General features: G+C 38.4%; 18 protein-coding genes and 1 pseudogene. 6 read left to right on the top strand and 13 right to left on the bottom strand.

Annotated features, from left to right (window positions below; genetic code table 11):
• Positions 1-319: 319 nt before the first annotated feature.
• The 3 genes from F6K06_RS15575 to F6K06_RS15565 all read left to right on the top strand — a co-directional run bounded on the left by F6K06_RS15575 (position 320) and on the right by F6K06_RS15565 (position 3,822).
• Complete coding sequence (locus F6K06_RS15575) at positions 320-1,180, top strand: sulfotransferase (RefSeq protein WP_124142734.1); 861 nt, start codon at positions 320-322, stop codon at positions 1,178-1,180.
• 643 nt (positions 1,181-1,823) lie between these two features.
• Complete coding sequence (locus F6K06_RS15570; protein ID WP_124142735.1) at positions 1,824-3,443, top strand: DUF2079 domain-containing protein; 1,620 nt, start codon at positions 1,824-1,826, stop codon at positions 3,441-3,443.
• A gap of 220 nt (positions 3,444-3,663) precedes the next feature.
• Positions 3,664-3,822 carry a hypothetical protein gene (locus F6K06_RS15565; protein WP_287323263.1) on the top strand — a complete coding sequence of 53 codons (159 nt, stop codon included), beginning with the start codon at positions 3,664-3,666 and terminating at the stop codon, positions 3,820-3,822.
• Between the two features lie 187 nt (positions 3,823-4,009).
• On the opposite strand, the gene F6K06_RS15560 is transcribed toward F6K06_RS15565, so the two are convergent.
• Positions 4,010-4,201: a hypothetical protein gene (locus F6K06_RS15560; protein WP_192901023.1), complete on the bottom strand. Its 192-nt coding sequence runs from the start codon at positions 4,199-4,201 to the stop codon at positions 4,010-4,012.
• Between the two features lie 10 nt (positions 4,202-4,211).
• Here F6K06_RS15560 and F6K06_RS15555 point away from each other — a divergent pair, with 10 nt between their 5' ends.
• On the top strand, positions 4,212-5,588 hold the full coding sequence (locus F6K06_RS15555) for a DUF2079 domain-containing protein (protein WP_240038732.1): 1,377 nt from the start codon (positions 4,212-4,214) through the stop codon (positions 5,586-5,588).
• A gap of 580 nt (positions 5,589-6,168) precedes the next feature.
• Here F6K06_RS15555 and F6K06_RS15550 read toward each other — a convergent pair.
• Both F6K06_RS15550 and F6K06_RS15545 read right to left on the bottom strand, forming a co-directional pair.
• Positions 6,169-6,606 (bottom strand): PIN domain-containing protein, encoded by a 438-nt coding sequence (locus tag F6K06_RS15550; RefSeq protein WP_124142737.1) that lies wholly within the window; start codon positions 6,604-6,606, stop codon positions 6,169-6,171.
• On the bottom strand, positions 6,600-6,857 hold the full coding sequence (locus tag F6K06_RS15545; RefSeq protein ID WP_124142738.1) for an AbrB/MazE/SpoVT family DNA-binding domain-containing protein: 258 nt from the start codon (positions 6,855-6,857) through the stop codon (positions 6,600-6,602). The genes F6K06_RS15550 and F6K06_RS15545 overlap by 7 nt, the downstream gene beginning before the upstream one ends.
• 239 nt (positions 6,858-7,096) lie before the next feature.
• Between F6K06_RS15545 and F6K06_RS15540 the strand changes: the two genes are divergently transcribed.
• Positions 7,097-7,864, top strand: a complete 768-nt coding sequence (locus F6K06_RS15540; protein WP_124142739.1) for a Uma2 family endonuclease — start codon at positions 7,097-7,099, stop codon at positions 7,862-7,864.
• 405 nt (positions 7,865-8,269) lie between these two features.
• Here F6K06_RS15540 and F6K06_RS15535 read toward each other — a convergent pair whose 3' ends face one another.
• From F6K06_RS15535 to F6K06_RS15505, 7 genes are all read right to left on the bottom strand, one after another.
• Complete coding sequence (locus F6K06_RS15535) at positions 8,270-8,476, bottom strand: hypothetical protein (protein ID WP_124142740.1); 207 nt, start codon at positions 8,474-8,476, stop codon at positions 8,270-8,272.
• A 56-nt stretch (positions 8,477-8,532) separates the two neighbouring features.
• Entirely contained in the window at positions 8,533-9,615 is a 1,083-nt protein-coding gene (locus F6K06_RS15530) for an RNA-guided endonuclease TnpB family protein (RefSeq protein ID WP_124142741.1), read from the bottom strand.
• Positions 9,616-9,752: 137 nt separating this feature from the next.
• On the bottom strand, positions 9,753-11,621 hold the full coding sequence (locus F6K06_RS15525; RefSeq protein WP_287241989.1) for a hypothetical protein: 1,869 nt from the start codon (positions 11,619-11,621) through the stop codon (positions 9,753-9,755).
• Positions 11,622-11,745: 124 nt separating this feature from the next.
• The gene (locus F6K06_RS15520; RefSeq protein WP_287241991.1) at positions 11,746-13,956 is read right to left on the bottom strand and encodes a phosphoketolase; all 2,211 of its coding nucleotides are present in this window, start codon (positions 13,954-13,956) and stop codon (positions 11,746-11,748) included.
• Between the two features lie 485 nt (positions 13,957-14,441).
• The gene (locus F6K06_RS15515; protein ID WP_161564287.1) at positions 14,442-14,603 is read right to left on the bottom strand and encodes a hypothetical protein; all 162 of its coding nucleotides are present in this window, start codon (positions 14,601-14,603) and stop codon (positions 14,442-14,444) included.
• Between the two features lie 822 nt (positions 14,604-15,425).
• Positions 15,426-17,252: a hypothetical protein gene (locus F6K06_RS15510; protein WP_287241994.1), complete on the bottom strand. Its 1,827-nt coding sequence runs from the start codon at positions 17,250-17,252 to the stop codon at positions 15,426-15,428.
• Positions 17,253-17,335: 83 nt separating this feature from the next.
• Positions 17,336-19,042: a hypothetical protein gene (locus F6K06_RS15505; protein ID WP_124145622.1), complete on the bottom strand. Its 1,707-nt coding sequence runs from the start codon at positions 19,040-19,042 to the stop codon at positions 17,336-17,338.
• Positions 19,043-20,125: 1,083 nt separating this feature from the next.
• Between F6K06_RS15505 and F6K06_RS15500 the strand changes: the two are divergent.
• Positions 20,126-20,377: pseudogene (locus F6K06_RS15500) on the top strand (transposase); the annotation flags it as partial.
• Between the two features lie 646 nt (positions 20,378-21,023).
• Here the strand turns inward: F6K06_RS15500 and F6K06_RS15495 are convergent.
• The 3 genes from F6K06_RS15495 to F6K06_RS15485 all read right to left on the bottom strand — a co-directional run bounded on the left by F6K06_RS15495 (position 21,024) and on the right by F6K06_RS15485 (position 23,018).
• A complete protein-coding gene (locus F6K06_RS15495; protein ID WP_124145619.1) occupies positions 21,024-21,515 on the bottom strand; it encodes a YajQ family cyclic di-GMP-binding protein in 492 nt (163 codons plus the stop codon).
• Between the two features lie 563 nt (positions 21,516-22,078).
• A complete protein-coding gene (locus tag F6K06_RS15490) occupies positions 22,079-22,501 on the bottom strand; it encodes an MAPEG family protein (RefSeq protein WP_192901145.1) in 423 nt (140 codons plus the stop codon).
• Between the two features lie 13 nt (positions 22,502-22,514).
• Positions 22,515-23,018 (bottom strand): DNA recombination-mediator protein A, encoded by a 504-nt coding sequence (locus F6K06_RS15485; protein WP_124145618.1) that lies wholly within the window; start codon positions 23,016-23,018, stop codon positions 22,515-22,517.
• Between the last annotated feature and the right edge of the window lie 44 nt (positions 23,019-23,062).

Genomic DNA, 23,062 nt, shown 5'->3' with positions numbered 1-23,062 from the left:
TTGTACTGGTAAGTTAAAGTAATCAAAGGTTGAAAATAAAACATTAATAACTTTGATTGATTCGCTACCGCTCAATTAATTTGCTGATTTAAATTCGCATTGTGGCTGTCTAGCGTGCCTTTACCAAGCAGTTTATACGTCCCGTATCACCGCTAAATCATAGATTATAGCGGGAGTCCTCTTTTAAGATTTCCTGATAGTATCAAGCTAATATACTAGATATAATATAAAAATCAAAACTGATATAAAAAAACTTAGTAATGCTTGGCAGCTTTTTCTAAATAAGCTATTATAGAGCAAAAAATTATTACTGTGAAAAATGAGTAATTTAATCAAGGAAATACGTCAATCTATCCGACTTATTAAAAATGATATGATTCATAAGTATTATGACTTGAGAATCAATCAAGTTGAAGACCCATACCGAGCAATGTTCAGAACGGAACCATACAAGTTCATTTTTATTCTCAGCCATATGCGTTCTGGTTCTTCATTACTAGCTAATATATTAAGTTCTCATACAGAAATCTTAGGATATGGTGAAACTCACATTCAATATGCCTCTGAATTTGATTTGAATAAATTAGTATCTAAAGTGTATCGTAAAACCCAAAATATTCGCAATTTGCAAGACTTAAAAAGTTTGAGAATGAATCATAAATATATTCTCGATAAAGCTTTACATAATAAGATTTTTTTAGATGAAAAATTGTTAACTTCGGAAAATTTATATAGTATATTTCTCATCAGAGATCCAGAGAGAACAATAGCTAGTATTCTCGACCTCAAGCCACACTGGAGTGAAGAAAAAGTATTAACTTATTATTTAAATCGCTTATCAACTTTAGAAAGATATGCAAAGTTAATCAATAGCAAAGAACGTACTTTGATGATTTCCTACGATCAACTACTGAATCAGACGGACTTAGTTTTTGATGCTTTAAAAAAAGTCCTTAGAACACAATCAGAATTTTCGGAGGAATACAAAGTAACGAATAAAACAGGAAGACCTGGAATAGGTGATTCTAAAGAGAATATCAAAGCAGGTCGTATTGTCAGAAACCCTAGAAAATTAGAACAAAAAATAACTCCGACATCAATGGCAGAAGGGATTAAGCAGTATGAAAATTGTGCTTTAACACTTTCTGAGTATTGTAAATTCGTGAAAAATCCCAACTAATACCGTTTCACCCCCTTTGGGAGGAAGTCAAAAGTCATGCATTAAGATTTTATAGAGTTTGAAACTATTTGTAAAATTATTTTTTCAAATTGGTATAACCTGTTCAAAACATTAGTAAAAAAATCATGGGAATACTTGTTGAAAAAGAGCGAAAAAATAAGATTTAACTTACATTCCGCACTTCAAAACCTAGTATATAAAGATAAGTAGTCAGGTAAGAAAGCTGTCAAATTGGCGACGTACAGTCAGGAGAGAGTAGTAGTCGCCAATAACTCAAAATAAATTCATTATTTATACTTAATATTTTCTTGATAATTTGACTCTTACCGAAAAATTGTGGGTATGCGCCTCCCCTTTTAAGGGGATAATAAGCGGTCGTTTGCGCAGCATTCCGTAGGATGGGATGGCGAGGTCTCCTCGCCATATCCAATCGACTCCTGTGAAAAAAAATTTTCATGAATTTGTCAATCCTCTTCTTTTCAAGGAGAGGTAATTATTCATTATTCATTATTCATTATTAATTGTTGAAAAAGGCCAATAAAGATAATTTACGCGATATAAATACTTAGAGAATCGCTAGTTTTTGTCCTTTGTGCTACTTTTTATTTGACAAATTGACTTGCGGAATGTGGGATTTAAAAATATGATGCTTTTTCCACCACCTGTTGTGAGTAGGATAATAATTGTTGCAGCTTTGATTTTCTTTCTGTGTAGTAGTTTACGCCACGCATTGTTCTATTCTACTGGTTTTGACTTAGGTATTTATGACCAAGTTGTATATTTGATTAGTCAAGGAGAATCTCCCATTTCTTCTTTTTTGGGGTATCACCATCTGGGGAATCATGCTGCTTGGGCAGTTTATCCTCTGGGATTATTGTATCTGATTTATCCTAATGTACACTGGCTACTTTTAGTACAAGCTATATGTTTGGCCTTGGGAGCGTGGCCTACTTGGTGTTTGGCCAAACAGGCAAGTTTAAATCAAGGACAAGCAGTAGCGATCGCTTTTTCTTATCTCTTTTACCCAGTAGTTTTTAATATTAATTTATTTGATTTTCACCCAGAAGTTATGGCATTACCTGCTATTTTAGTTGCTATTTTAGCTGCTAGACTGCAACGTATTTTCTGGTTTTGTCTGGCAATTATTTGGGTGTTAGGTTGCAAGGCAGTTTTATCATTAACTGTAGTTTTTATGGGTGTTTGGTTACTAACTTTTGAAAGGCGGAAGTTTTGTGGTTTAGTTGCTCTTTGTTTAGGTATTTTTTGGTTTGTGGTTGTCACTCAAGGAATTATTCCTTTTTTCAGTGGTGGAGAAGTAGCTGGAGTAGGGCGTTATAGTTATCTGGGAGATTCTGTTGTGGGAATTATGATTAATATTTTGCTACAACCAGGAGTAGTGTTAGGGAAGATATTATCTTTTGAGACTATCAAATATATTTGTCTGTTATTGTTACCTGTAACTTGGGGAATATTTCCTCTACTTCAGACAAATCAGACTATTTTGCCTCATCTTATCCCTCTCATTCCAACTATTCCCACAATTGTGTTGAATGTGTTGTCTGAAGTATCATTTCAAAGAAGTTTAAATTATCAATATTCCTTGCCAGCGATCGCTTTTTTATTATTAGCAGTAATTTCTTGTTTAGCAGCAGCTTCAAAAGCTGAAGAAAATGATATTTCATTAAATTTATCTGGGAAAAGAGAGTTAGAAATTCCTAAGTTTAATCTGAGATTATCAGTACCAAATTTTCAAGCTCCTAAAATGATTATTTTGTGGTCTGTTTTAATGTTTTTATTGCTAGGGAATGTAGCAGATTTATTTTTATATTGGCAGAGTTTGGATACTTGGCAAGCCACAAGGAATGCAATTACTTATGTCAAAACTGAAGGAGGGGTACTTACAGATAATAGATTAGCACCCCATTTTACTCATCGTTCAACAGTAAAATTATTAAATCAAACAAAGCCAGATAATTTAGATGAATTTGATTATGTAGTTCTGAATTTACGTCATCCTTGGCCAGATACTGAGGAGGCAGGTATTATCCTTTCTAAAAATCTCCAAAATAACCAAGAATGGGAATTAAATTATCAAGAAAATGATGTACTGGTATTTCAAAGGAAAGAAGGAAGAAGGAAGAAGGAAGAAGGAAGAAATATGAAAAATTTAAGTATTGTCAAACTATCATTTACTTCGTCATTTCAGTTACCAGTTATCGGTCAATTACCCGCAATCAAAATGTTAAATAATTTCCCTTTTTGATGGAGGTTAAGAGAGATAATAAGTTGATTATGGGCGGTCTGTCGGACATTATTGAAAACTTCTTTTCGATCGTGAGAATAGACAGTAAACCTCGCAGAAATAGTATGAAGTAAAGATATTTTTTGAGAAACAGTATAACATTCTTCAATTGCATAATAAATACTAAATATAGTAAGTCTAAATCAATGGCGATAGTTCTGCATAGTAATGGTATATGTAGATGAACAACGGCGTTTCATGGGAGCAAGATGCTCCCACTGCTTTTGTCCTTGACCAAAATAATTACAATAGACCACCATTACTTGAATGGCAAAAAATCTCTACATCAGAACTTACGCATTTTTATGGTAAAAACACTATATGTACCATAGTGCTATAGTTTTTATCTAGTATATGTAGTGTCTTTGCGTAAGTCCTGTAAATAGAAGTATAGTCAGCAAATATTACTTAATGTTATCACAGTCAGACTCAGTTGCTAAAAATTTGCTTACTTATTCTTTCTTCCTTTTTACTTCTAAATAGAAGTATAGTTAGCAAATATTACTTAATGCTGTCAATAGTCAGACTTAGCTGCCAAAATTTGCTTCCTTCTTCTTTCTTCCTTCTTCCTTCCTTGTCAGACTCAGTTGCCAAAATTTTCTTCCTTCTTCCTTCTTCTTTCTTCCTTCTAAAATGCTAATTGTCAAACAACTAAAATCTGCTCCTCTCTCTACAATAACCATAATTGCTGCCATAATTTTATTTATCTGTAGCAGCATACGTCATTTATTGTTTCAATCTACGGCTTTTGAAATGGGAATTTATGACCAAGTTACTTATTTAATTAGTCAAGGTTTACCCCCTATTTCTTCCTTCTTAGAAGTACATCATTTAGGTAATCATGCTGCTTGGTCAATGTACCCTGTAGCATTACTTTATAAAATTTATCCTTCAGTTTATTGGTTATTACTAATACAAGCCATTTGTTTAGCAATAGGAACAATACCTACCTGGAGTTTAGCGCGTCATTCTGGCTTAAATAAAAAACTTGCTTTTGCTATGGTAATAGTTTATTTATTATACCCAGTAGTGTTCAATCTCAATTTATTTGATTTTCATCCAGAAGTAATGGCATTGCCAGCAATGTTAGGAGCAATTTTAGCAGCAAAATTAGATAAAACTTTTTGGTTTTGTATAGCTATTATTTGGGTTTTAGGTTGTAAAGATGCTTTATCTTTACCTATTGCTGGAATGGGTTTTTGGTTATATTTCTATGAAAAAAAACGACTGTGCGGAGCAATAGCTTTATTTGCTGGTGTAGCTTGGTTTATTATTGCTACTCAAGTACTAATACCTTATTTTAAAGATGGTCAACCACCAGGAGGAGTCGGACGTTATCAATATTTAGGTGGCTCTATACAAGAAATTTTACTGAATATATTTTTAAGACCAGAACTGGTGTTTGGTAAATTAATTTCACTGAAAACTCTAGAATATTTACTATTACTAAATCTGCCCGTAATTTGGTGGCTTGCTCCTAAATATTTAACTCCTTTAATAGCAGCTTATCCCGTTTTGGCGATGAATATTTTATCTAAAATTGATGCTCAAAGAGATTTAATTCATCAGTATTCTTTGCCAATATTACCTTTTTTATTAATGGCTGTAATTTATACTATTGCTGATGGAAAATGTGGTTTATGGTATTGGTTGTGGAATTTACGCAAACCTCAAACAGATAAAGCTGAAAATATATCTACAATAGTTGGCGATCGCTTACCAAAATTTATTATTATTTGGTCTTGCATCGGATTTTTAGCTTTGGCTAAATATGGGTATTTTTGGTCTATTTATTTAGATTATCTAGATACTTGGCAAGCAGCACGAGAAGCAGTTGCTTTAGTGAATACAAAAGGCGGTGTTTTTACTACTTCTGAAATTACGCCTCATTTAACTCATCGTAAGTTTATTAAGTTAATTGTTGAAGAAGATGAATTACCAACAAATGAAGCATTAGTTGAGTATGATTATGTATTGGTAAATGTACGTCATCCAGGGTGGAAAAGTAGTCAGGAATATTCAGAAAAATTAGTAGATAAACTCAAAGTTAATTCAGAATTTCAGCTTAGTTACGAACGGGATGATGTTTATTTGTTCAAAAAATAGGTATAGCGCTACGCGCAAGTCAAAAGTTAAAAGTAATCTCTAAGTGAGTTTTAGATGCCCAAATGCGTAGAGAGCGATCGCCTATTACCGTTGATTTAAACTATTTAGGGCTTGCTGATTAAATATCAAAGCATTGACTAATATTGGTTTGCTGCCTTTTTTTGCCTTGAAAAAGTGCAAGCTTTTCGGTCGCTCAAGCTCAAAAAGCTAGTGTTTTGGGGCGATTATGGCAGAAAAATCACTCTTACAATTTTTCCGACTACCTCCTCTACAATTTCCCGTTCCTCCTGTCTCCTGTCTCCTGTCTCCTGTCTCCTGTCTCCTGTCTCCTACCCCTACTAAAAGACTTTTTCAGCAAACCCTATTTAACTGGACATAATATTATCAGAACTTACGCACCTGCAACGTATTTTCGTCATTGCAACCCACAGGGTTTGCGGAGCATTCCGGGACGGAAAGCAATCTCAAATCCTAATTTTTTGTACTTCATGCGTAAGTCCTGATTATTTAATTCATGCTACTCTAAAAAAATGAAAGCATAAAATAGGGGGCTAACAATATTATGCGATCGCTGTAAATTTTATGTCGGTACTTCTACTAATTTTGCTACTTCTTCACCAAGACGTATGAAATGGTTAGGATTTAAAGTAAGTAACCGATCTACCTCTACTTTAAAAACAACTTGAGCAATTAAACCATCGTAAATTCCACCTCCTGTTAAATTCAAATTTACCATTTTATTAATAACAGTTTGATAATCTTCAGTAGAGAGAGAAATCACTTCAAATTCTGCTAAATTTTCTCTGATTAATTGTTGTGCAAGTTTTGGGGAAACAGCAGGTTTTATCGGAAGGCGAGTTAAAACGGAATAGAGTTCTGCCAAAGTATGAGTGCAAATTATTCCTTGAATATTTCCAGATTTAACTTTTTTTAATCGTGAAAGACAAGCTGAATGTTTAGGATGATTAGTCCATAATGCAGTGACTAAAACACTTGTATCAAATAAAGCTTTTACCACGATGTTAATTCATTAATTCTTTCTGTTCTCAGTTCATCAATGATTGTTTCTGTATTACATATCGGTTCAGCTTTAAAGACTAATATTCCATCTTCATAGTAGGTTTCTAATTCTGGTTCTAAGGGTTGAAGAATAAGTTGACCATTTTCAACTTTTAAGGATAACTTAGTTTGATTGTTAATTCCTAATTGCTGGCGTATTTTTTCAGGGATTTCGATACGACCAAATTGATCGACAGTGAGTTGTTCCATATTGTAATTATCTGCTGTAATAATCCTCTTGAACCATCAGAGTTTAGTAGTAGACTGACACAGCTAAAACTGTGCAGAGTGCTTTTTTCGTATAATTCTTATTATAGCAAGGTTTGAGAATTTTTTCCTAATGCACCATTTAAGGTGTGTCAGTCCATTAGGGTGCGTTGCGTCAGTCCTGATATTATTTCATCCATGCTACTCTAAAAAAATGAAAACATGATCGGAGGGGGCGAACAATGACTACAGAAACATCTCCCAAAACCGAGTTACTCACCGAAGTAACTCCCGACTGGGAACCACCCATGCCACCTACAGACTTAATCTTTGATGATGGAGAACTCTTGGAAAGCAAACGTCACCGTATTGCCATGAATCTTCTGATAGATTCTTTGTATCAACATTGGTCAGACCGCAACGACTTTTTTGCTGGTGGCAATATGTTTATTTATTATAGTAGCGCTCAAGCGAGAAATCGTGATTACAAAGGTCCTGATTTCTTTGTGGTTTTGGATGTTGATGGCAAGACAGATCGTCAAGGATGGGTAGTTTGGGAAGAAGAAGGTCGTTATCCAGATGTGATAGTTGAACTCACATCTCCTTCAACTGCTAGTGTAGACATTGGTAAAAAAAAGGATATTTACGAGGGAACATTCCGTACTCCATATTATTTCATCTTTAATCCATTTGATCGGAAATCATTAGAGGGATGGTCTCTGGAAAACGATAGATATCAGAAGTTACAGCCGGACGAGCGAGGATGGTTGTGGTGCAAGAAGTTGGAGTTATGGTTGGGTACTTGGGAAGGGAGTATTCAGCAAGAGTCGGCAGTGTGGTTACGATTTTATGACGAGCAAGGAAATTTGGTATTATTGCCAGGAGAAGTAGCCCAACAAGAACGTCAACGTGCTGACCAGGAACGTCAACGTGCTGAACAACAACAGCAACGAGCGGAACGTCTGGCTGCTAAACTAAAAGAGTTAGGGGTCGATCCTGATTCTGTCTAATATATCCCCCCCTGCCCCCAGATCCCCCCTAACCCCCCTTCATAAGGGGGGAACCGCTTAAAAAAGGGGGGAGCCTTCAAAGTCCCCCTTTTCAAGCTATGCTTTATAAACATCTTTCTTAACATAAAACTTGACAAAAGATACAAGTTCTGTGTATGTCTGGAAACGGCTTTTTCCGGAGAAAATTGTATTGAATGAGACAATTTTTTGAGGACTTTAAAGAAAATTCTTACTTCCCCCTCTTCCCCCTCTTCCCCCTCTTCCCACCCTCCTACAAAGGTTTCAGGAGTTCCTTATAAAGGATAGCTTTTCAAGGGGGATTTAGGGGGATCGTAAATGTATCTCATTTTAATGGGAAATGCTATAACAGCAATCTTGGTATTTTCCTTATTCTCTAGACAAACGTTATCTATCCCGAAATTCTGCTTTGGTTTGATCGTCCCAACCTGCATACTTGAGACAAGCTTCTGCTGCATCTTTATTTTCAGGTTTAACGAGGTCAGGATGAAATTGTAGTTGATTACATCTTTTAACAAATTTTACCCATATAAACCCCGCCACAAATGCAAAGTCTTGTCCCCACTGCTCTATAAAACTGATACAAACAGTCACATAATGTAATAATCTGATGTTTACTTCCTGCTTCTACTGAGTCCGTCGGCGGTTACTCATCCACAGGCATTTACGATCGAGCCGACCGCATTTCTCAAATTAATACTGGCGTTTAAATCTCTATCTATCGACAGGCCACACTCTGGACAATCATAAGTCCTTTGATTTAAGGGCATATCTTGGACATGACCACAGTTTGAGCAAGTCTTTGATGATGGAAAGAATCTATCTACTACTACTAGCTCTGAACCGTACCATTGGCACTTGTACCTAAGCTGTCTCCGAAATTCATAAAATCCTTGGTCTGCTATTAATTTAGCTAGTTTATGGTTGGCTAACATACCGCGAACGTTCAAATCTTCTATGACAACAGTGCCGTGGTTTTTGGCTAAGTAAGTTGTCAATTTATGAAGTGTGTCTTTACGGATATTTGCTACTCTTCTATGCAATGCTGCTATTTTCAGTTGTGCTTTTTTCCAATTAGCTGAACCAATTTTTTTATTGCGGTTCAAGTATTGTAGTCTAGATAGTTTGTTTTCAAATTTCTTGTAAGACTTAGCTCCTTCAAATACTTCTCCTGTGCTTAAAGTTGCTAAAGTTTTTACTCCTAAATCTACACCCACAACTTCAGTTTTTTTAGGTGTTGGAGTGGGAGTAAATTCGTAGCTACAACTTAAGTACCAATCGCCTGCTTGTCTACTAATGGTTATTTTTTGAGTTGTTGCCTCAATAGGTTCGTAAGTTTTGACACAACCAATAACAGGTAATTTATGATTCCATCCATTTAATTCTATGGGTCTTCCAGAATTATCAATTGTGAAAGAATCAGACCTACCTTTTTTCTTAAATATTGGATATTTACTTAACCCTTGAAAGAAGTTCTCAAATGCTTCACCCAAGTTGATAAAAGCATATTGATAGACTTTAGATGACAAGTTTTTCATCCAGGGATAAAGTGGTTTTGTGTGGTTAGTAAAAGTTTCTCTAAGCTTACGAATATTTGGTTTATAACCATCTTTATAAGCAGCATTCCATAAATTTAAACCCCAATTATAACACCATCTGCTATAACCAGCGTGTTGAGCCATCAGGGTTTTCTGTTTGTTATTCAGTTTGAGCTTGGTTCTGATGGATTTCATGTATGCGTAAGTCGAGGCTGTCTAATAGTATGCTTTTCTAAGGCATTGTATTGTTATTCTTTGATTAAGTCAATGTAGATGAAAAAACACAAAACTTCAAAACTGATGAGCCGTTTAAGTCATCTCCAAGACCAAGATTACTCTGTTATACGGATAAGTGTACCCGAATCTGTATCCCACAAGCGCAAAGTCCTGTCTCTACTTGCACTGAGAATCTGTTTGCCATCTGGACTAAAGGCGACCGCCGTGACACTATCTGTATCACCTTCTAATTCCTGGGTCTCGACAAGTTGACCCGAATCTGTATCCCACAAGCGCAAAGTCCTGTCTCTACTTGCACTGAGAATCTGTTTGCCATCTGGACTAAAGGCGACCGCTGTGACATCATCTGTATGACCTTCTATGGTACGGATAAGTGTACCCGAATCTGTATCCCACAAGCGCAAAGTCCTGTCTCTACTTGCACTGAGAATCTGTTTGCCATCTGGACTAAAGGCAATTGCTGAAGGACTTCCGAAATTCTGGAAAAGTGTCTGGTTTTGTATCTGAAAAAGTGTCTGGTTTTCTAATTGTACACTCAATTGTATCCCCAAATAAATCGATAAACCTGCTCCTAGCACAACCACACTGATAAAAGCAGCAAATTCCCCAACCCTAAACCATTTATTTATCTTGCGTTGCCGAATGCTGCGATCCATAAATTCCTTCCCCAACACAGACAGCAAACCTAACTTTTCATAATTCCCCAAAAAATTCTCTGCTTCCGTCAACTTTAACCCCACAAACAAATAATCCTTTAATTTCCCTTGACTTTCCCACTCTTCAGCCGCCATCTCAATCTTACGCTTGACTCTAATTGCATCGCGGTTTTCACTCACCCAACTCCGCAATAGACTCCAGTGACGAATCAATGCTTCATGTGCCACATCCACCACTGCTACTCTCTCTGCTCGTCCTCCTTTTGCTACTATTTCAGTCGTAACAACCAACTTTTCATCAGCTAACTTCTGAACTACAGTCTCAATCAGTTTTTCTCCATAACGCTCATTAACTAAATTCGGCTGCAATACTCTTCTGCGGGTATCCTCGGTACCTTCTCCCAACTGCGTTAGTTCTAGAAAAATATATCGCGCTGCTGCTTTTTCCTCTTCAGAAAATCCTTCATACACCTGATCAGCACGTTGACGCAATGTACCCATCACACCACCCAATTGCACATAAGTCTTGAGCTGCAAACAATTATCTGTTCTTTCCTCCCACAGCCTTGTCAGTGTATATTGTAACAATGGCAGATACCCTGGAGCATCCGCTACATCTGCCAGTATTTGTTCCACCAGTGCTGGCTCAATTTCCAATTCTACCTGTTTTGCTGGTTCTACAATTGCTTTTCTTAACTCCTCTTCGGACATTCCCATCACAACAACACCATGTTGCTGCATAAGTTGTGCCAGTCCGCTATATTCCTGTTCAATACATTTACTAAAAAAATCTGCCCGCATAGTCAAGACTAAACAGAGTTTATCCGTTTTCGGTAAAGCATCAAACAAGCAGGCAAAAAACTGCTGACGTTCTGAGGTATCCTGACATAAGGTAAAAGCTTCTTCAAACTGATCTACTACCAGCACCAGTTTTGGTGTATCCGCCACAGAAATTATTTGCCTCAAACCTTCAGAACCTTTTTTGATCAATTCCTCAGCTTGAGCTAATTGGGTAGCGCGTTTAATATCAGATAACTCAGAATCTAAAAAATCGAGTGCCAAAGAATTTAGGGGATGTTCGCCAGGATGAAAAATTTTAATCTGCCAACTTTCACTACCAGACAAACGCCTTCCCAACTGTAATTGATATAACAATCCTGCCCTGACAACACTAGATTTACCACTGCCCGAAGCACCCAAGACAGCCAGAAAATTACCAACACGCACCTTTTCTAATAATTCATCAGTTAGAGCAGTACGTCCATAGAAATATCTGGCATCCTCTTCTGTACAATCAAAATAAGCCAAACCTTTGTAAGGACAAATACCTTACTTCTTGACTTTTGAATGCATGACTTCCGTGTAGTGACATTAGGGTGTTGGGTTGCGATCAACGCTTAACCCAACCTACGACTCAGATTAACTCATCATCTCAATGTACCAACTCGATCGCTCGCTTAGTCAAAGTCTCGGCAGTTAAACCATTAAAAGCCATCACCTGACCAGCACTGGAAGCAGTCTCTCCCCGACGCCAAGCAAAGGTATCCCGCTTAACCTGACTCCGTAACATTATCGGTTCCAACATTAAACTCGCACCGCCAGTCACGCCAATTAAGGCATCACCACCAAATAACTTTTCAAAACCAGCATCATCTAAAAATCCGCCATCAGCTTCAGAGCAAGTATCCCAACCTGTATCCTGGGAACGATACAAACGGCGGGGATTAATCACCGAGACTATGCGCACCCCAATACCTTCAGTTTCCAAATAAGCAGCAGCTTCAAATACTGGAATTAATGGCATATCTCCCACTACCGCAAACACAACTGTCTGGTCTCCTGCAACTTCTTGGAGAACAACAGCACCATCCCGCAACCCTTGTCTTGTCTGTTCAAAAGTAGTCCGAATTGGTAGCGGAGATTTACTTGCAGTGATTGTTATACCCTTATTCTTGGTTGTCAGCGCCCACTCATAGCAAGCTTGAATACTGTTAGCATCGGGTGGGAACAGGGCAAACACATTCCCATTGCGCATCATCGCTGCAAAATAAGCCTCAATTTCTGGGCGTTGGTGCGTCCAACCGTTGCGCCCCTGCTCTAATGCTCCCGCAGTAAATAATGTAATTGTTGAAGGAGTAAGGTGACGCAATTCAGCCATTGCTTGGGTGACAGTCTGCCAAATAGGTACGCCGTTAATAGCAAAAGATTCATAGGAACACCAAACTGTCCTCGCTCCCATCAATGCCAAACCCGCAGCCATTCCCGCACAAGCATCTTCGCTCAAAGGTTCGTAAACTTGACCTTTCGGGCCTTGGAAATAAATGTCGTCGGGGGTGGGGTGAATAATTTTCAATGCCTGGTTAACATTGTTAATTCCCGATGCAGCGTTACCATCCGCATTTGTCAGCAAGAAATGAGGGTCTTTTTGACCGACATGAGCTATTAATGCTCCCATTGCAGTTGTGGCAACTTTCGGATCTCCACCAACAGCAAATTCTTCTAGAGGTAGTTGACCTAATTCTGCTAGCGGGTATTCAAATTCAGTGACAACAGTTTTAGAAGCAGGACCCCCACCAGCACGTTCGCAATTTTTCCGGACTAATTCCCAACCTGCTACTGGTAAAGCACGTTCTTTGAGAGCTTCGATCATGTGGGGACTGTCGAGAGTATCTTTAGGATAGAGGTTATGAGATTTTGAACCTCTGGCATGAACCCCTGTACCCTTAAGTTGTTTGATAATAAAAATGGTAAGTGTGCCACCGAGAGCAGATTTTGCAGCTTTATCCACATTTTCTAATACAGCTTTTGTGAATTCTAGACGCTTTTCAAAAGAGAAAGCACTGCTATCTATATAATCTCCTGCTTGGTTTTTGTCGTCGAAGTCTTTAGCATCTACCAGTACTACTTCCGCAAAACCGTTACCTTTCCAATAGGCAATCATTTCTTCATTGGTTTTGGTAGATACCATACTGTGGTGTTCTTGACTGTAACCATTCCACACTAATACTGGTAAAAAGTTGGTAACTTCAGGATAAGCAGTATTGAAATGTGCCATGGCGCTGACTGGGTATGGTTCGCCCATACCACCATCTCCCATGGTAAATGGAAATAGAGTGTCACGGTGTAATAATGCTGCTGCCATGGCGAAGTGTTGCCCTTGACCCAGTGGTCCGGCAGGGTTTAAAAGTCCTGGGATGCAGCCAGATAGGTGCCCGAGAAGTCCGTGCATTTCCCGGAAGCGATCGCGCATTTGCTGTACTGTGGAGATTTCCATGTCTTCTAGGGAGCGGTCTAGAAATGCAGCGCTATAAAAACCGGGGGCATGGTGTCCGACTTCTGTCATAATATTTTTGTAGCCTAACATTACCAGTGCTGCATAAGCTTCAGCTTGACTAGCAAAACCACCAGGGTGTCCTGATGCTTTGCTGCCTGTAACTTGTAGCATTAGGTAACGCAGAGCATCAGCATAGAGGAGAGTTTGATATACCCCAGCAGGGTCCCTTGGTGAGGCGATCGCTTTACTTCCTTCTGCTATTGCTGGAGTATTACCGTGGGTCTCAAAATCAGGCCAAGCTTCTCCAAAATATTGGATACCTTCGCAAAAATCTGGAACTGTTGTTGGTTTTGGCGTTGTTGCAGTCATACAAATTTATCTGTATTTTTATCTCTTTAATTTTCAGTTAACAATAATTTAACATCTACAGGGATCGATGTTAATTTCTTTTACTTTGGATAGTAATAAGCTCTAGCAATGTTTATTAAGTTATATCTAAATTGAAAAAAACTTAACAATTCAAGTCATTAGAAAATCGAAAAGATAACTAGATAAGAATATGACTCCGACCCAACTACCAATGCCAAAAGCTTATACTCTCATTCGACCCCTAAAATGGGTGGTTCACTTATTGACATTTTTTCATAAATGTGGTTAATAATATGACGATGTATTTCAGGTTCAGCTTGATGGTCTGTGAGTATTCTTCAGCCAATTCCAGGCCATTGTTAATTGTTTAAGAAAAGTCTCTAAAAGAAAATTGCTTTTCAAGGATTTTTTGGCCTCAACAACAAAATTGCGAGATATAGCACTACGTAATTAGGGCGCGGACAATACTAAATGATGAAAATAAGTCAGAGATTACTTTTGTATGGGCGAACGGCCGTATTTGAGTTAAATCCTGACCTGATGGCAGCAGCATTAGCAGTTTGGATATGAGCGAAAGTCGCGCCTAAAGTTACTAATCCTACTGTTGCTGTAGCTACTGATAATTGTTTCACAACTTTGTTCAACATGATTAAATCTGCTGTATAATACCTACACAATTCCGGCACTCACTGAGTAAAACCTGACCCACCCCTCTAGGGCGTGTTTTCAAATCAAATTAAAAATGGGGATTCTGGTTTGTTTGGTTGATTGCATGTAGAAATTTTGAATAACTACTGATAGCCGGGGGGACGGGTCTAGGTGAAGGCGATCGCCCGAACACATATCGCAAATAATCGATCTCAAAAATTCAAACGAACGTTTAATCTCAGCGATTGGTTCCGCCACTGACGCGCTCCGCGTCAATTGAGAAACAGAAACAACAAATATTTCAGTGGTGAAGTGGCTCATCTCTCTTTAAAGATAACTAATATAGCAATGAGCGCTGGTATATTTACAAATTGTAGTAGGGGCAAAAGAGCTAGAAGTCTTAATATTATCGGCAATTTATTCCCCCTGTTCCCTGTTGCCTGTTCCCTGTTCCCTGCGCACAGCGCTATAATTTTCTAAAGTTCATTTTTAATAAGGATTAGTTATATAGCAATGTGCGCTGGCATATTTACAAATTACAGTAACTGTCCAATAGCTAAAAGCCTGATATTATCGGTTTTTTATTCCCCCAGATGAGCTGTTGCCTGTTGCCTGTTGCCTGCGCACAGCGCTATAATTAAACTCCCAATGATATGATTTTGAAAAATCCATCGAAAAAAACACCACTATTACCTGCCTAAGCAGGCAGGAAAGATTCATAACTAAAAAGCTACTTGTGAAGATTAGTTAAGACAAGGTGGGTTTACTTTGCAGCAACCCACCCGATAAAATCAACGATTGTACTTGACTGATGTGAAAGTTTATTCAGGTGTAGATAAATCTCTAACCATCAGAGAGAGGAGAGCGCGAGCAGACTCTTCATTAGGAAATCGGTCCGTTGGATTTGTGTCTAAATCAGATGCGTCCCACTCTGCTTTTGCAGAATCATTAACCTTATTCTGAATAAAGGCGTCACGATCAAATTCTTCGATATTGACAGTAATGCCCATAGCCAGAAGTGCTTGATCGATATCTTCCTCAGTCGGATTGGTATTACCTTGTAGAATTAGATTCTGTTTAATGAGATCCTGAAAAGCTTGATTTTGTTTTCGACTCTCTTCGTTTCTGGCGTTAACAGCCTCTTCTTCCTGATTAGCCTCCTGAATAATCTGTCGAGCTTCGACTGCCATCTGAGCCGCAAACTGAGCATTTCTCAACAGCTCCGTTGCCGAATCTACCACTTGAGACAACAGCGTTTGCAAAGAGTCTTGAAAGTGTTCTTGAATCTTGTCAAATCCATGATCTTTACGGTCTTGAGAAGAATCCTCGCGATCGCCTGCAATTGCTGCTAACGTTTCAAATGCCTCTTTTTCACGCTTGACATCATCAATAACCGTGGGGTCAGAGATGTAGCTTTGTGCAAATTGGTCGTATTCGTCAGTAGAATTGAGAGTGCTATCAAGTGCCTCAATCATATCCTCAAACAGATTACGAATGTTGGTCAAGATGCCGTCGCTGCGTTGATTATTTTCCTCAACAATTGACTTCATTCCAAAAGCCAAGCCTAAATCATCTTCAGTGCTCCACTCGATCTTCTCTTCTGGGTTATCGGGATCGTCAACTTGAAAGAAAAATTTGGCTTGAGCGAAATCGTCATTATTATTGAGCTGAATAGATAGATTCTCTTCTGCCGTTTCCAGGTTTTCATTCAGTCCCGTTAAATTCACCTCTTCGGGATTGGTTTCGTCTAAGTTGGCAATCTGTTCTTGAAGAGAATTAGCGACTTCAACAGCTTCACGAATCGCTTGATCGTCAGGAGCTGAACTATACCCACCAATCAAGTAATTATAGGCAGCCAATTCATCTTGGTACTCATCAAGTTTCTCTTCCAGTGCCGCGAAAGCTTCGTTGCGGGCATTGACTCGATCAAAGATATTGTAGATTGTGAATCCCAGAGAAACAGAACTAACCGTCTTAGAGACGACATCAGCACCAATTGCAATCCTTCTTCGGCGAATTTTTTTGATGGCCTGGGCCTGGGCTTCATCCAGCATTTCTGCACCAGAAAAGGCATTTCTGCGCTCTCTTACCGTTGAAGTTGAAGGTTGACCAAAGCGTTTTCGGATGGCATGACAGACTGCTGTAAACAGTAGATCCGCAGAGGTGATTGCCAAAACGGCGGGGCTGAAACTGATTTGTGCTAAATATTCCTGCACTTCTTGGATTTCTAAAGCAAATTCTTCAGCACTCAGATGATTGTCAGTTCGTTGAGCAGGACCCGTGAGCCAAGCATAGGCGGTCGGAAAATCCCCAAAAGTCAGATTAAACTGACCCACTTTTTCCATCAGTTCCTTGACTTGAACCTGCTTGAAATCGTAAAGCTCCAAGCTGAGATCTAAGGTATTCATTGCATTGTCGAGATTGTCAATGTCAGTCTGCACATTTTTGACTTGTGCGACTTTGGCATCAACCTGTTTTCCGACCTCTGCCACCTCCTGAGACTTATCGCGAAAAGCCGGATCGTAATCATCGCCTAGTGCAGCTTTCGCAATCTCATCTCCCAGAGTCGCGACATCAGCAGTGGTATCTACAATCTCAATAAATGTGCCGACATTTTTAGCAATCTTAAAAAAAGACCCAAATCCCATGATAATTCTCCTAAATTTGATGTTGATTAATTAACTGAAAAATTGAGTGGATGAAAGAGTAATCCTCTCCATCGCGCTAAAGGCTACCCAAAGAATTGAATGGTGAGAGAGCCTAAAGTCATGTTCATAGAGGCAGAATCTTGTTGAACTTCTGCCGAGCCTGTTTTGGCTGTGATAATAATGCCGAAAGCCTGCTGCTCATAAACTTGGATAGAAGCACTGCCCTCAGACGGATCGCTCATTAATGGAGGAACATCATCGTATAAAGTAATGACTTCACGTCCAGAGGGGCTATCCGCAAAAACAACAACCTCGCCAATCGGATTCTCAGAAGCATGAGAACCTCCATAACTCCACTTGATTGACAGAGTTTTTGTCAGTTGTGCAGTTGTGTAATATTTCCAGGTTGCGTCAGAAGAGGTATCGTTTCCCGGAAGGCTATACATACAGACGATCTGATTCAGTTTTTCATTCTGCACGATCAAAGGCTCACTAGAACCTTCAACAGACCAGGACAGCGATGAAATAGCCTGGAAGTTCCTCTGATCAGTCGATTGAGCCTCAGAATAACCCGCTTCGCGATCGACCATCTTGATAATCTCCAACGCTTCTGCTTTGGAAATATTCGGATCAATTGCCGCAACTTTATTTACTCTCTGCTCTAATGGCTTTCCTCTGGTTTGCTCTGCTTTCTGCTTTGCTCGATCAATAATGCCATTGACTGAAATCAAACGATTGACTACCGATCTCAATGCCTCCTGCGTTGATTCAGCCCAAGCTGGCCAACTTTTTAAGGTTTGAGGTGGCTCTACACTGTTGAGAAGCTCATTAATCCGAGAGAGAATTTCAGATTTTTCTTGACGCAATGCGGACAAATCTCGTTTAGCCTCGGCAATATCACGATCTAATTCAGCCAGTGTTTTCTCAAGTTGAGCTTTCTGACGCTCTAATTCTGCAACACTTAAACCAACATCAAGCCCCACAGAAACGACTGCTAAAACCCCTGATGCTCTCCCGGCAAGCTTGCCCACTTTGAGAAACTTTGAGGACTTGGCAGCAGTATTAACCACCGCTGATGAGCCTGTGCGAGTCAGATTTGAGACTTTCGTCAATCGTTTAGCTTTTGACAATGAACCCAGAGCGATTAGTGCAGCGGTTCCATCTGCGACACCGACAATCAGGTTAGACATCGCTATTTTTTTGCCAACTTGCTCCCATTTCTTTGTAGAAGCACTGATCTGATTCACTTGCGCAATAGTTATTGGAGGAAGATCCAGGATTGTTGCCCATTTCTCCCACTCAGGTATCTTCTGAGCTTCTGCTAATAATGTTTCAGCTTCCAGACTCTCCTGAGACAAGAGGGTGACATCCCCACACATATCACTGAGGGTACTCACCAGTTGATCTCGCTGGCGCTCTAAATTTTGACCGCTTTGAAACAATGTTTGAATCTGCGATAACTTTCTTCTGGCTTCCTCCTCCATTCGTTCCAAAAAAGGATAGTGATTTTTCTTAATCGCATCAGCCGCACTCAGGACTCCGGCATCTGACATTGTTTGCTTGGCAGCTTCCATTTCATCATTAAACTGAAAGCCTGTACTCACGTTCGCAATGTCAATCGCGGTGTCTGTAACAATTCGTGTTGCCGATGTGCCAACGTCTTTAGTTACTGACGCAATATCATTAATGACTGGAGATTTGGAAATTTCATTCACAGTCTTTTCCGTCTCCTCAGCAATGACTTTTCCGACATCTTTAAAGGCTTTTCCAACCTTCTTAAAAAAACTCATGTCTATTTCTCCTGTTTTGAGATGCTAAGTACATTCTTGTTGGCAGCAGTTGAGATGCCACCCTGATCGCAGAATATATTGTAATCCCTGACATGATTGATTTTCATCCTAGTTGTGAGTTAATTTTCAGGCGAATTAATCCTGATTTTTTCTGTTCTGCCTATACTTATTTCTCGTTGTTTTGGAGTTATGCAATTTTCAAAAAAATGAATTCAATTCAATATTGCTCAAAACTGCCTGTTGTAGTAAAGAGACTAATAGAAAGAGTGCTGGGATTTGGATTAAAATTCAACTCGTCTTTTGTAAGTTCAGTAACATCGAAACCACTAGAAAATTGAAATTCACCAATTAAAGCAGCAGCAACTGCCGTACCAGTACCAGCAAATAAAGTACCTAAAGCGAAAGGGATAGCAGCGATGGATGCAATGATTTAGTTTTTCATGTTTTTGGCTTTCCTTTCTTTGAACTCTATGTTTTTATCATCTCCCTTGTTTCTGGAGATGGTGGTGACAAAAGTTACTTAATTCTGGTGATTTTTCGGTTAGGTTTAAGTGATTCAGGAAGTATTTATAGAGTGACTTTGTTAGCAGACAGAATGTGAAGCAGGTAGATAATTCTAGTGATGAGAGTCACAGTCAAAAAATTGCAATAATTAGGTGTAACGGCTTGCAAACAAGCTCAAATTATTTGCAAAATAGGTGCTCTATAGTAGATTTCCAGAGATAAGAGGGGTTTGTCTTCATCAAAACTTCATAACCTATATTCCGCAGGTTTTAATGCTCAATTTGAATGTTTTTTAAGTCAGATAATTGAGATTCAAGCCTTGTCCTTAAGCGTAGGTGTCTAGTAAACTGTACAGTATTCACTAGACACATCACTGTAACTGTACAGCCCAGTTCTTGACAGCAACAGCATTTCTATCAGGATTTAGTTTAGGAGTTTTTATCTAATGAACTTAGCAACTGAGAGAATTATAATTCATCTAAACGAACTGCATGTCGATGGCAGTGTGATTCGTGCCCATCAACATGCTGCTGGAGGGAAACAGGGTGCCAAGCCTCAGAAAAACTAGGTCGTTCTCGTGGTGGTTTTAGTACAAAAATACACATACGTTGTGAGGGGAAAGGTCAACCGATGACTTTTCTATTGAGCCGTGGCCAGCGTCACGAGTCACTGTTTCTGGAAGAATTGATGGAACAAGGAGCAGTGAAGCGTTCTGGGGCAGGCCGTCCGCGTTTACGCCCTGTACGATTAGTTGGAGACAAAGGCTACACAGGTCGTCGCATACGCAATTATTTAAGTCGTCGCGGTATTGGCCTGACAATTCCAAGATGATCCAATGAGCCACGCCGAGGCTCGTTTAGCCGTGAAATATATCGTCAACGCAACGGGTGTTGAACGCGCTATCAATCGACTCAAGCAATGGAGACGTATCGCTACTCGGTATGAAAAACTTGCTGCCAATTATACAGCCATGATCACGATCGCCTGGATTATTTTGTGGCTATAGTTTGAAAACACGCCCTAGCTCCCCTCCCAGGAGGGGATGGGGGTGGGTGATGTTTGCTTCTTGCTTCAACTTTTGAGCGCTCCTGATTACTCAGTTTTAGTTCAAATTTTTTGGCGTACAATCAAATCACCTCCAAGCAGGTTATCAACTATTTTTTTGGCTAAGTCAAAAAAATCCCCTTCTTTTTTTCAGTTATTGCCGGAAATTGCCATAGATATTGATACTAGCAATCAGCTCCTAGAGAATTTCATCTTTTGAAATTCAAAACAATCAAAATTATCCCGAAAATATCCAAAACCAGGATATTACTCGAGATATTCCATAGAAATTAAGGTAAATTGTTATAGCAGTCGAAGCAAAGGCTAGGACAGATCAAAAGCTTAAAACTCAGACAACGTGATACTTTTCCTTCTTCCTTCTTCCTTCTTCCTTCTTCCTTCTTCCTTCTTCCTTCTTCCTTCTGCTATCTAATTAACGATAATTTGTAAATTGTAATGGCACAGGTAAATCTTCTTCTTTTAACCTTTGCATTACTGCTTGTAAATCATCTTTAGACTTAGCAGAAATTCTAACTGAATCACCTTGAATAGATGCTTGTACTTTCTTAAATTCATCTTTAATCAACTTAGTGATTTTTTTAGAAATTTCTTGAGTAAGACCTTTTTGCAGTTTAACTTCTTGCCTAACTCTACCGCCACTAGCAGATTCTACCTTACCAAAATCAAATATCTTTAACGATAAATTACGTTTTGCTGCTTTAGTTTGTAAAACAGTATGAACTGCATCTAAAGCAAATTGACTACTGGTATTAATTGTAATTGTATCTTCTCCCAATTCTAATGTCGTATTAGAATCTTTCAAATCATAACGAGCTTTTATTTCTCGTTCAGCTTGGTCTATAGAATTAACTAATTCCTGTCTATCAAAATCGCTGACAATATCAAAAGATGATGTAGATGCCATAATTATTCAATATATTACTTTTGTTTAACTTCTAAGTATGAAAAAATTGACTAAATTAATATAGCAGTCGCAGAAAAGGTTAGGACATTTCAAAAGTTTAAAAAATCAGACAACTTCAAGAATTTAGAATTTAGAATTTAGAATTTAGAATTACCTCTTCCTATAAATTAAGAGGATTGAATCAAAGGATTTTTTTTTCTTCTTTCTCCATGAATGGAGAGGCTTTATACCTGAATTTTTCGGTAATACTTTTCCTTACTTTCTTATTCCTTGTTCCTTCTCCTAAACCATGAATTACAGCACTTTTTAGAAAACGTGAGGTACACTTTGAAGACTAATCTTTTTTCCCTACTCCCTAAAGTCCTAAAATTTTGTACCTTATTAACTCCAAAACTGCTATAATTTTAGATTTTTGATTGGAAAAAATCTCTTTATCTCTTTATATATTTCAGGTCTTGATATTAGGATTTTTTTTCCTAATACCAACAAATAGTATTACATTTATTACACTTAAACTTTAATTGAGAAACAGAGACTATTCTAAATTAAACCAGCATAATAGATTAAAAATTATTAATACTAATCAAACTGAGAATAAATAAAATAGTAGTACCAGAAGAACTAACAACAAACATTAGCGATCGCCCGATCGGCACATTCAAAATATAAAATATCGAATAAAAAAATCGCGCAATGACAAAAGCAACTGCCGCTCCTATTGCCAAAATAGAATCTTGTTGTGTTAGATATGCCATCAAAGAAGCTGCTGTAAACACAATAAAAGTTTCAAAAGAATTTTGATGTGCCCAAGTTGCCCTCTTAGCATAATCAGGTAATTTTTCAAACATAGCCCGAGGTGCACCCAGGTCATAGCCTACTTTAACACGACCGTAGGCTACTACTAAAAAAGGTGCGTAGACTAGCACTACTCCTATTACTATGGAATCTAATAATATTGATGATGCTGGTAAATCCAACAAACTCATTTTTTTCGCTATGTTAATCTAGATAGAACAGAGTTACTACTTTACGTTGATCTTCTGCATCTTGACAAGTCTTCAACAGAGTATTACTTTCATGAAAAGCAAAGCAAATAAGCTGTTGACATCGAGAAATAATTTCCTGGTTACAAATAGAGCTTGCTTCAGCTAAAGATAATTGGTCATTTTTAGGATTTTCCACTAAATGAATAACCTTATCCAATTCTTGGCGAGATTCTCTAGGTTGCCGTTTCATACTTTGAGGTAAAATAACAGTAACTAAGTTAGGATCGGCTCTCATTGCCCCCCGAACTACTGCTAAATTAGTACCTGTTGCCCCTGATGTAATAACATGATTCGATCCTAAAACCAAGGCATAACTTAACAACTCAATTAATTGTTGATGAGTAATAGGAACATGACGAGAACCCAAAATAGCAATTCGTTTAGAACCTGTTTGTTGGATTGCTAAAAGTTCCTCTAAAAAGTCATCTACCTTGGGAATATCAATTGATTGACTCAAAGATTTTATCTACTGTAATAAAATTGCCTAGAGGATTATAACAA

Source organism: Okeania sp. SIO1H4 (genome assembly GCF_010672695.1).
Taxonomy (GTDB): Bacteria; Cyanobacteriota; Cyanobacteriia; order Cyanobacteriales; family Microcoleaceae; genus Okeania; species Okeania hirsuta.
Note: the sequence above shows the minus strand (reverse complement) of the source record. Positions and strands in the feature narration are given on the sequence as shown.

Bases quoted from the DNA above. Each gene is read 5' to 3' on its own strand.
- F6K06_RS15545 (WP_124142738.1), bottom strand. From the start codon at position 6,857: ATGGAACAACTCACTGTCGATCAATTTGGTCGTATCGAAATCCCTGAA.
- F6K06_RS15505 (WP_124145622.1), bottom strand. From the start codon at position 19,042: ATGAGTTTTTTTAAGAAGGTTGGAAAAGCCTTTAAAGATGTCGGAAAA.
- F6K06_RS15565 (WP_287323263.1), top strand. From the start codon at position 3,664: ATGAACAACGGCGTTTCATGGGAGCAAGATGCTCCCACTGCTTTTGTC.
- F6K06_RS15560 (WP_192901023.1), bottom strand. From the start codon at position 4,201: ATGCTGCTACAGATAAATAAAATTATGGCAGCAATTATGGTTATTGTA.
- F6K06_RS15530 (WP_124142741.1), bottom strand. From the start codon at position 9,615: ATGAAATCCATCAGAACCAAGCTCAAACTGAATAACAAACAGAAAACC.
- F6K06_RS15575 (WP_124142734.1), top strand. From the start codon at position 320: ATGAGTAATTTAATCAAGGAAATACGTCAATCTATCCGACTTATTAAA.
- F6K06_RS15520 (WP_287241991.1), bottom strand. From the start codon at position 13,956: ATGACTGCAACAACGCCAAAACCAACAACAGTTCCAGATTTTTGCGAA.
- F6K06_RS15510 (WP_287241994.1), bottom strand. From the start codon at position 17,252: ATGGGATTTGGGTCTTTTTTTAAGATTGCTAAAAATGTCGGCACATTT.
- F6K06_RS15495 (WP_124145619.1), bottom strand. From the start codon at position 21,515: ATGGCATCTACATCATCTTTTGATATTGTCAGCGATTTTGATAGACAG.
- F6K06_RS15515 (WP_161564287.1), bottom strand. From the start codon at position 14,603: ATGTTGAACAAAGTTGTGAAACAATTATCAGTAGCTACAGCAACAGTA.
- F6K06_RS15570 (WP_124142735.1), top strand. From the start codon at position 1,824: ATGATGCTTTTTCCACCACCTGTTGTGAGTAGGATAATAATTGTTGCA.
- F6K06_RS15490 (WP_192901145.1), bottom strand. From the start codon at position 22,501: ATGAGTTTGTTGGATTTACCAGCATCATCAATATTATTAGATTCCATA.
- F6K06_RS15540 (WP_124142739.1), top strand. From the start codon at position 7,097: ATGACTACAGAAACATCTCCCAAAACCGAGTTACTCACCGAAGTAACT.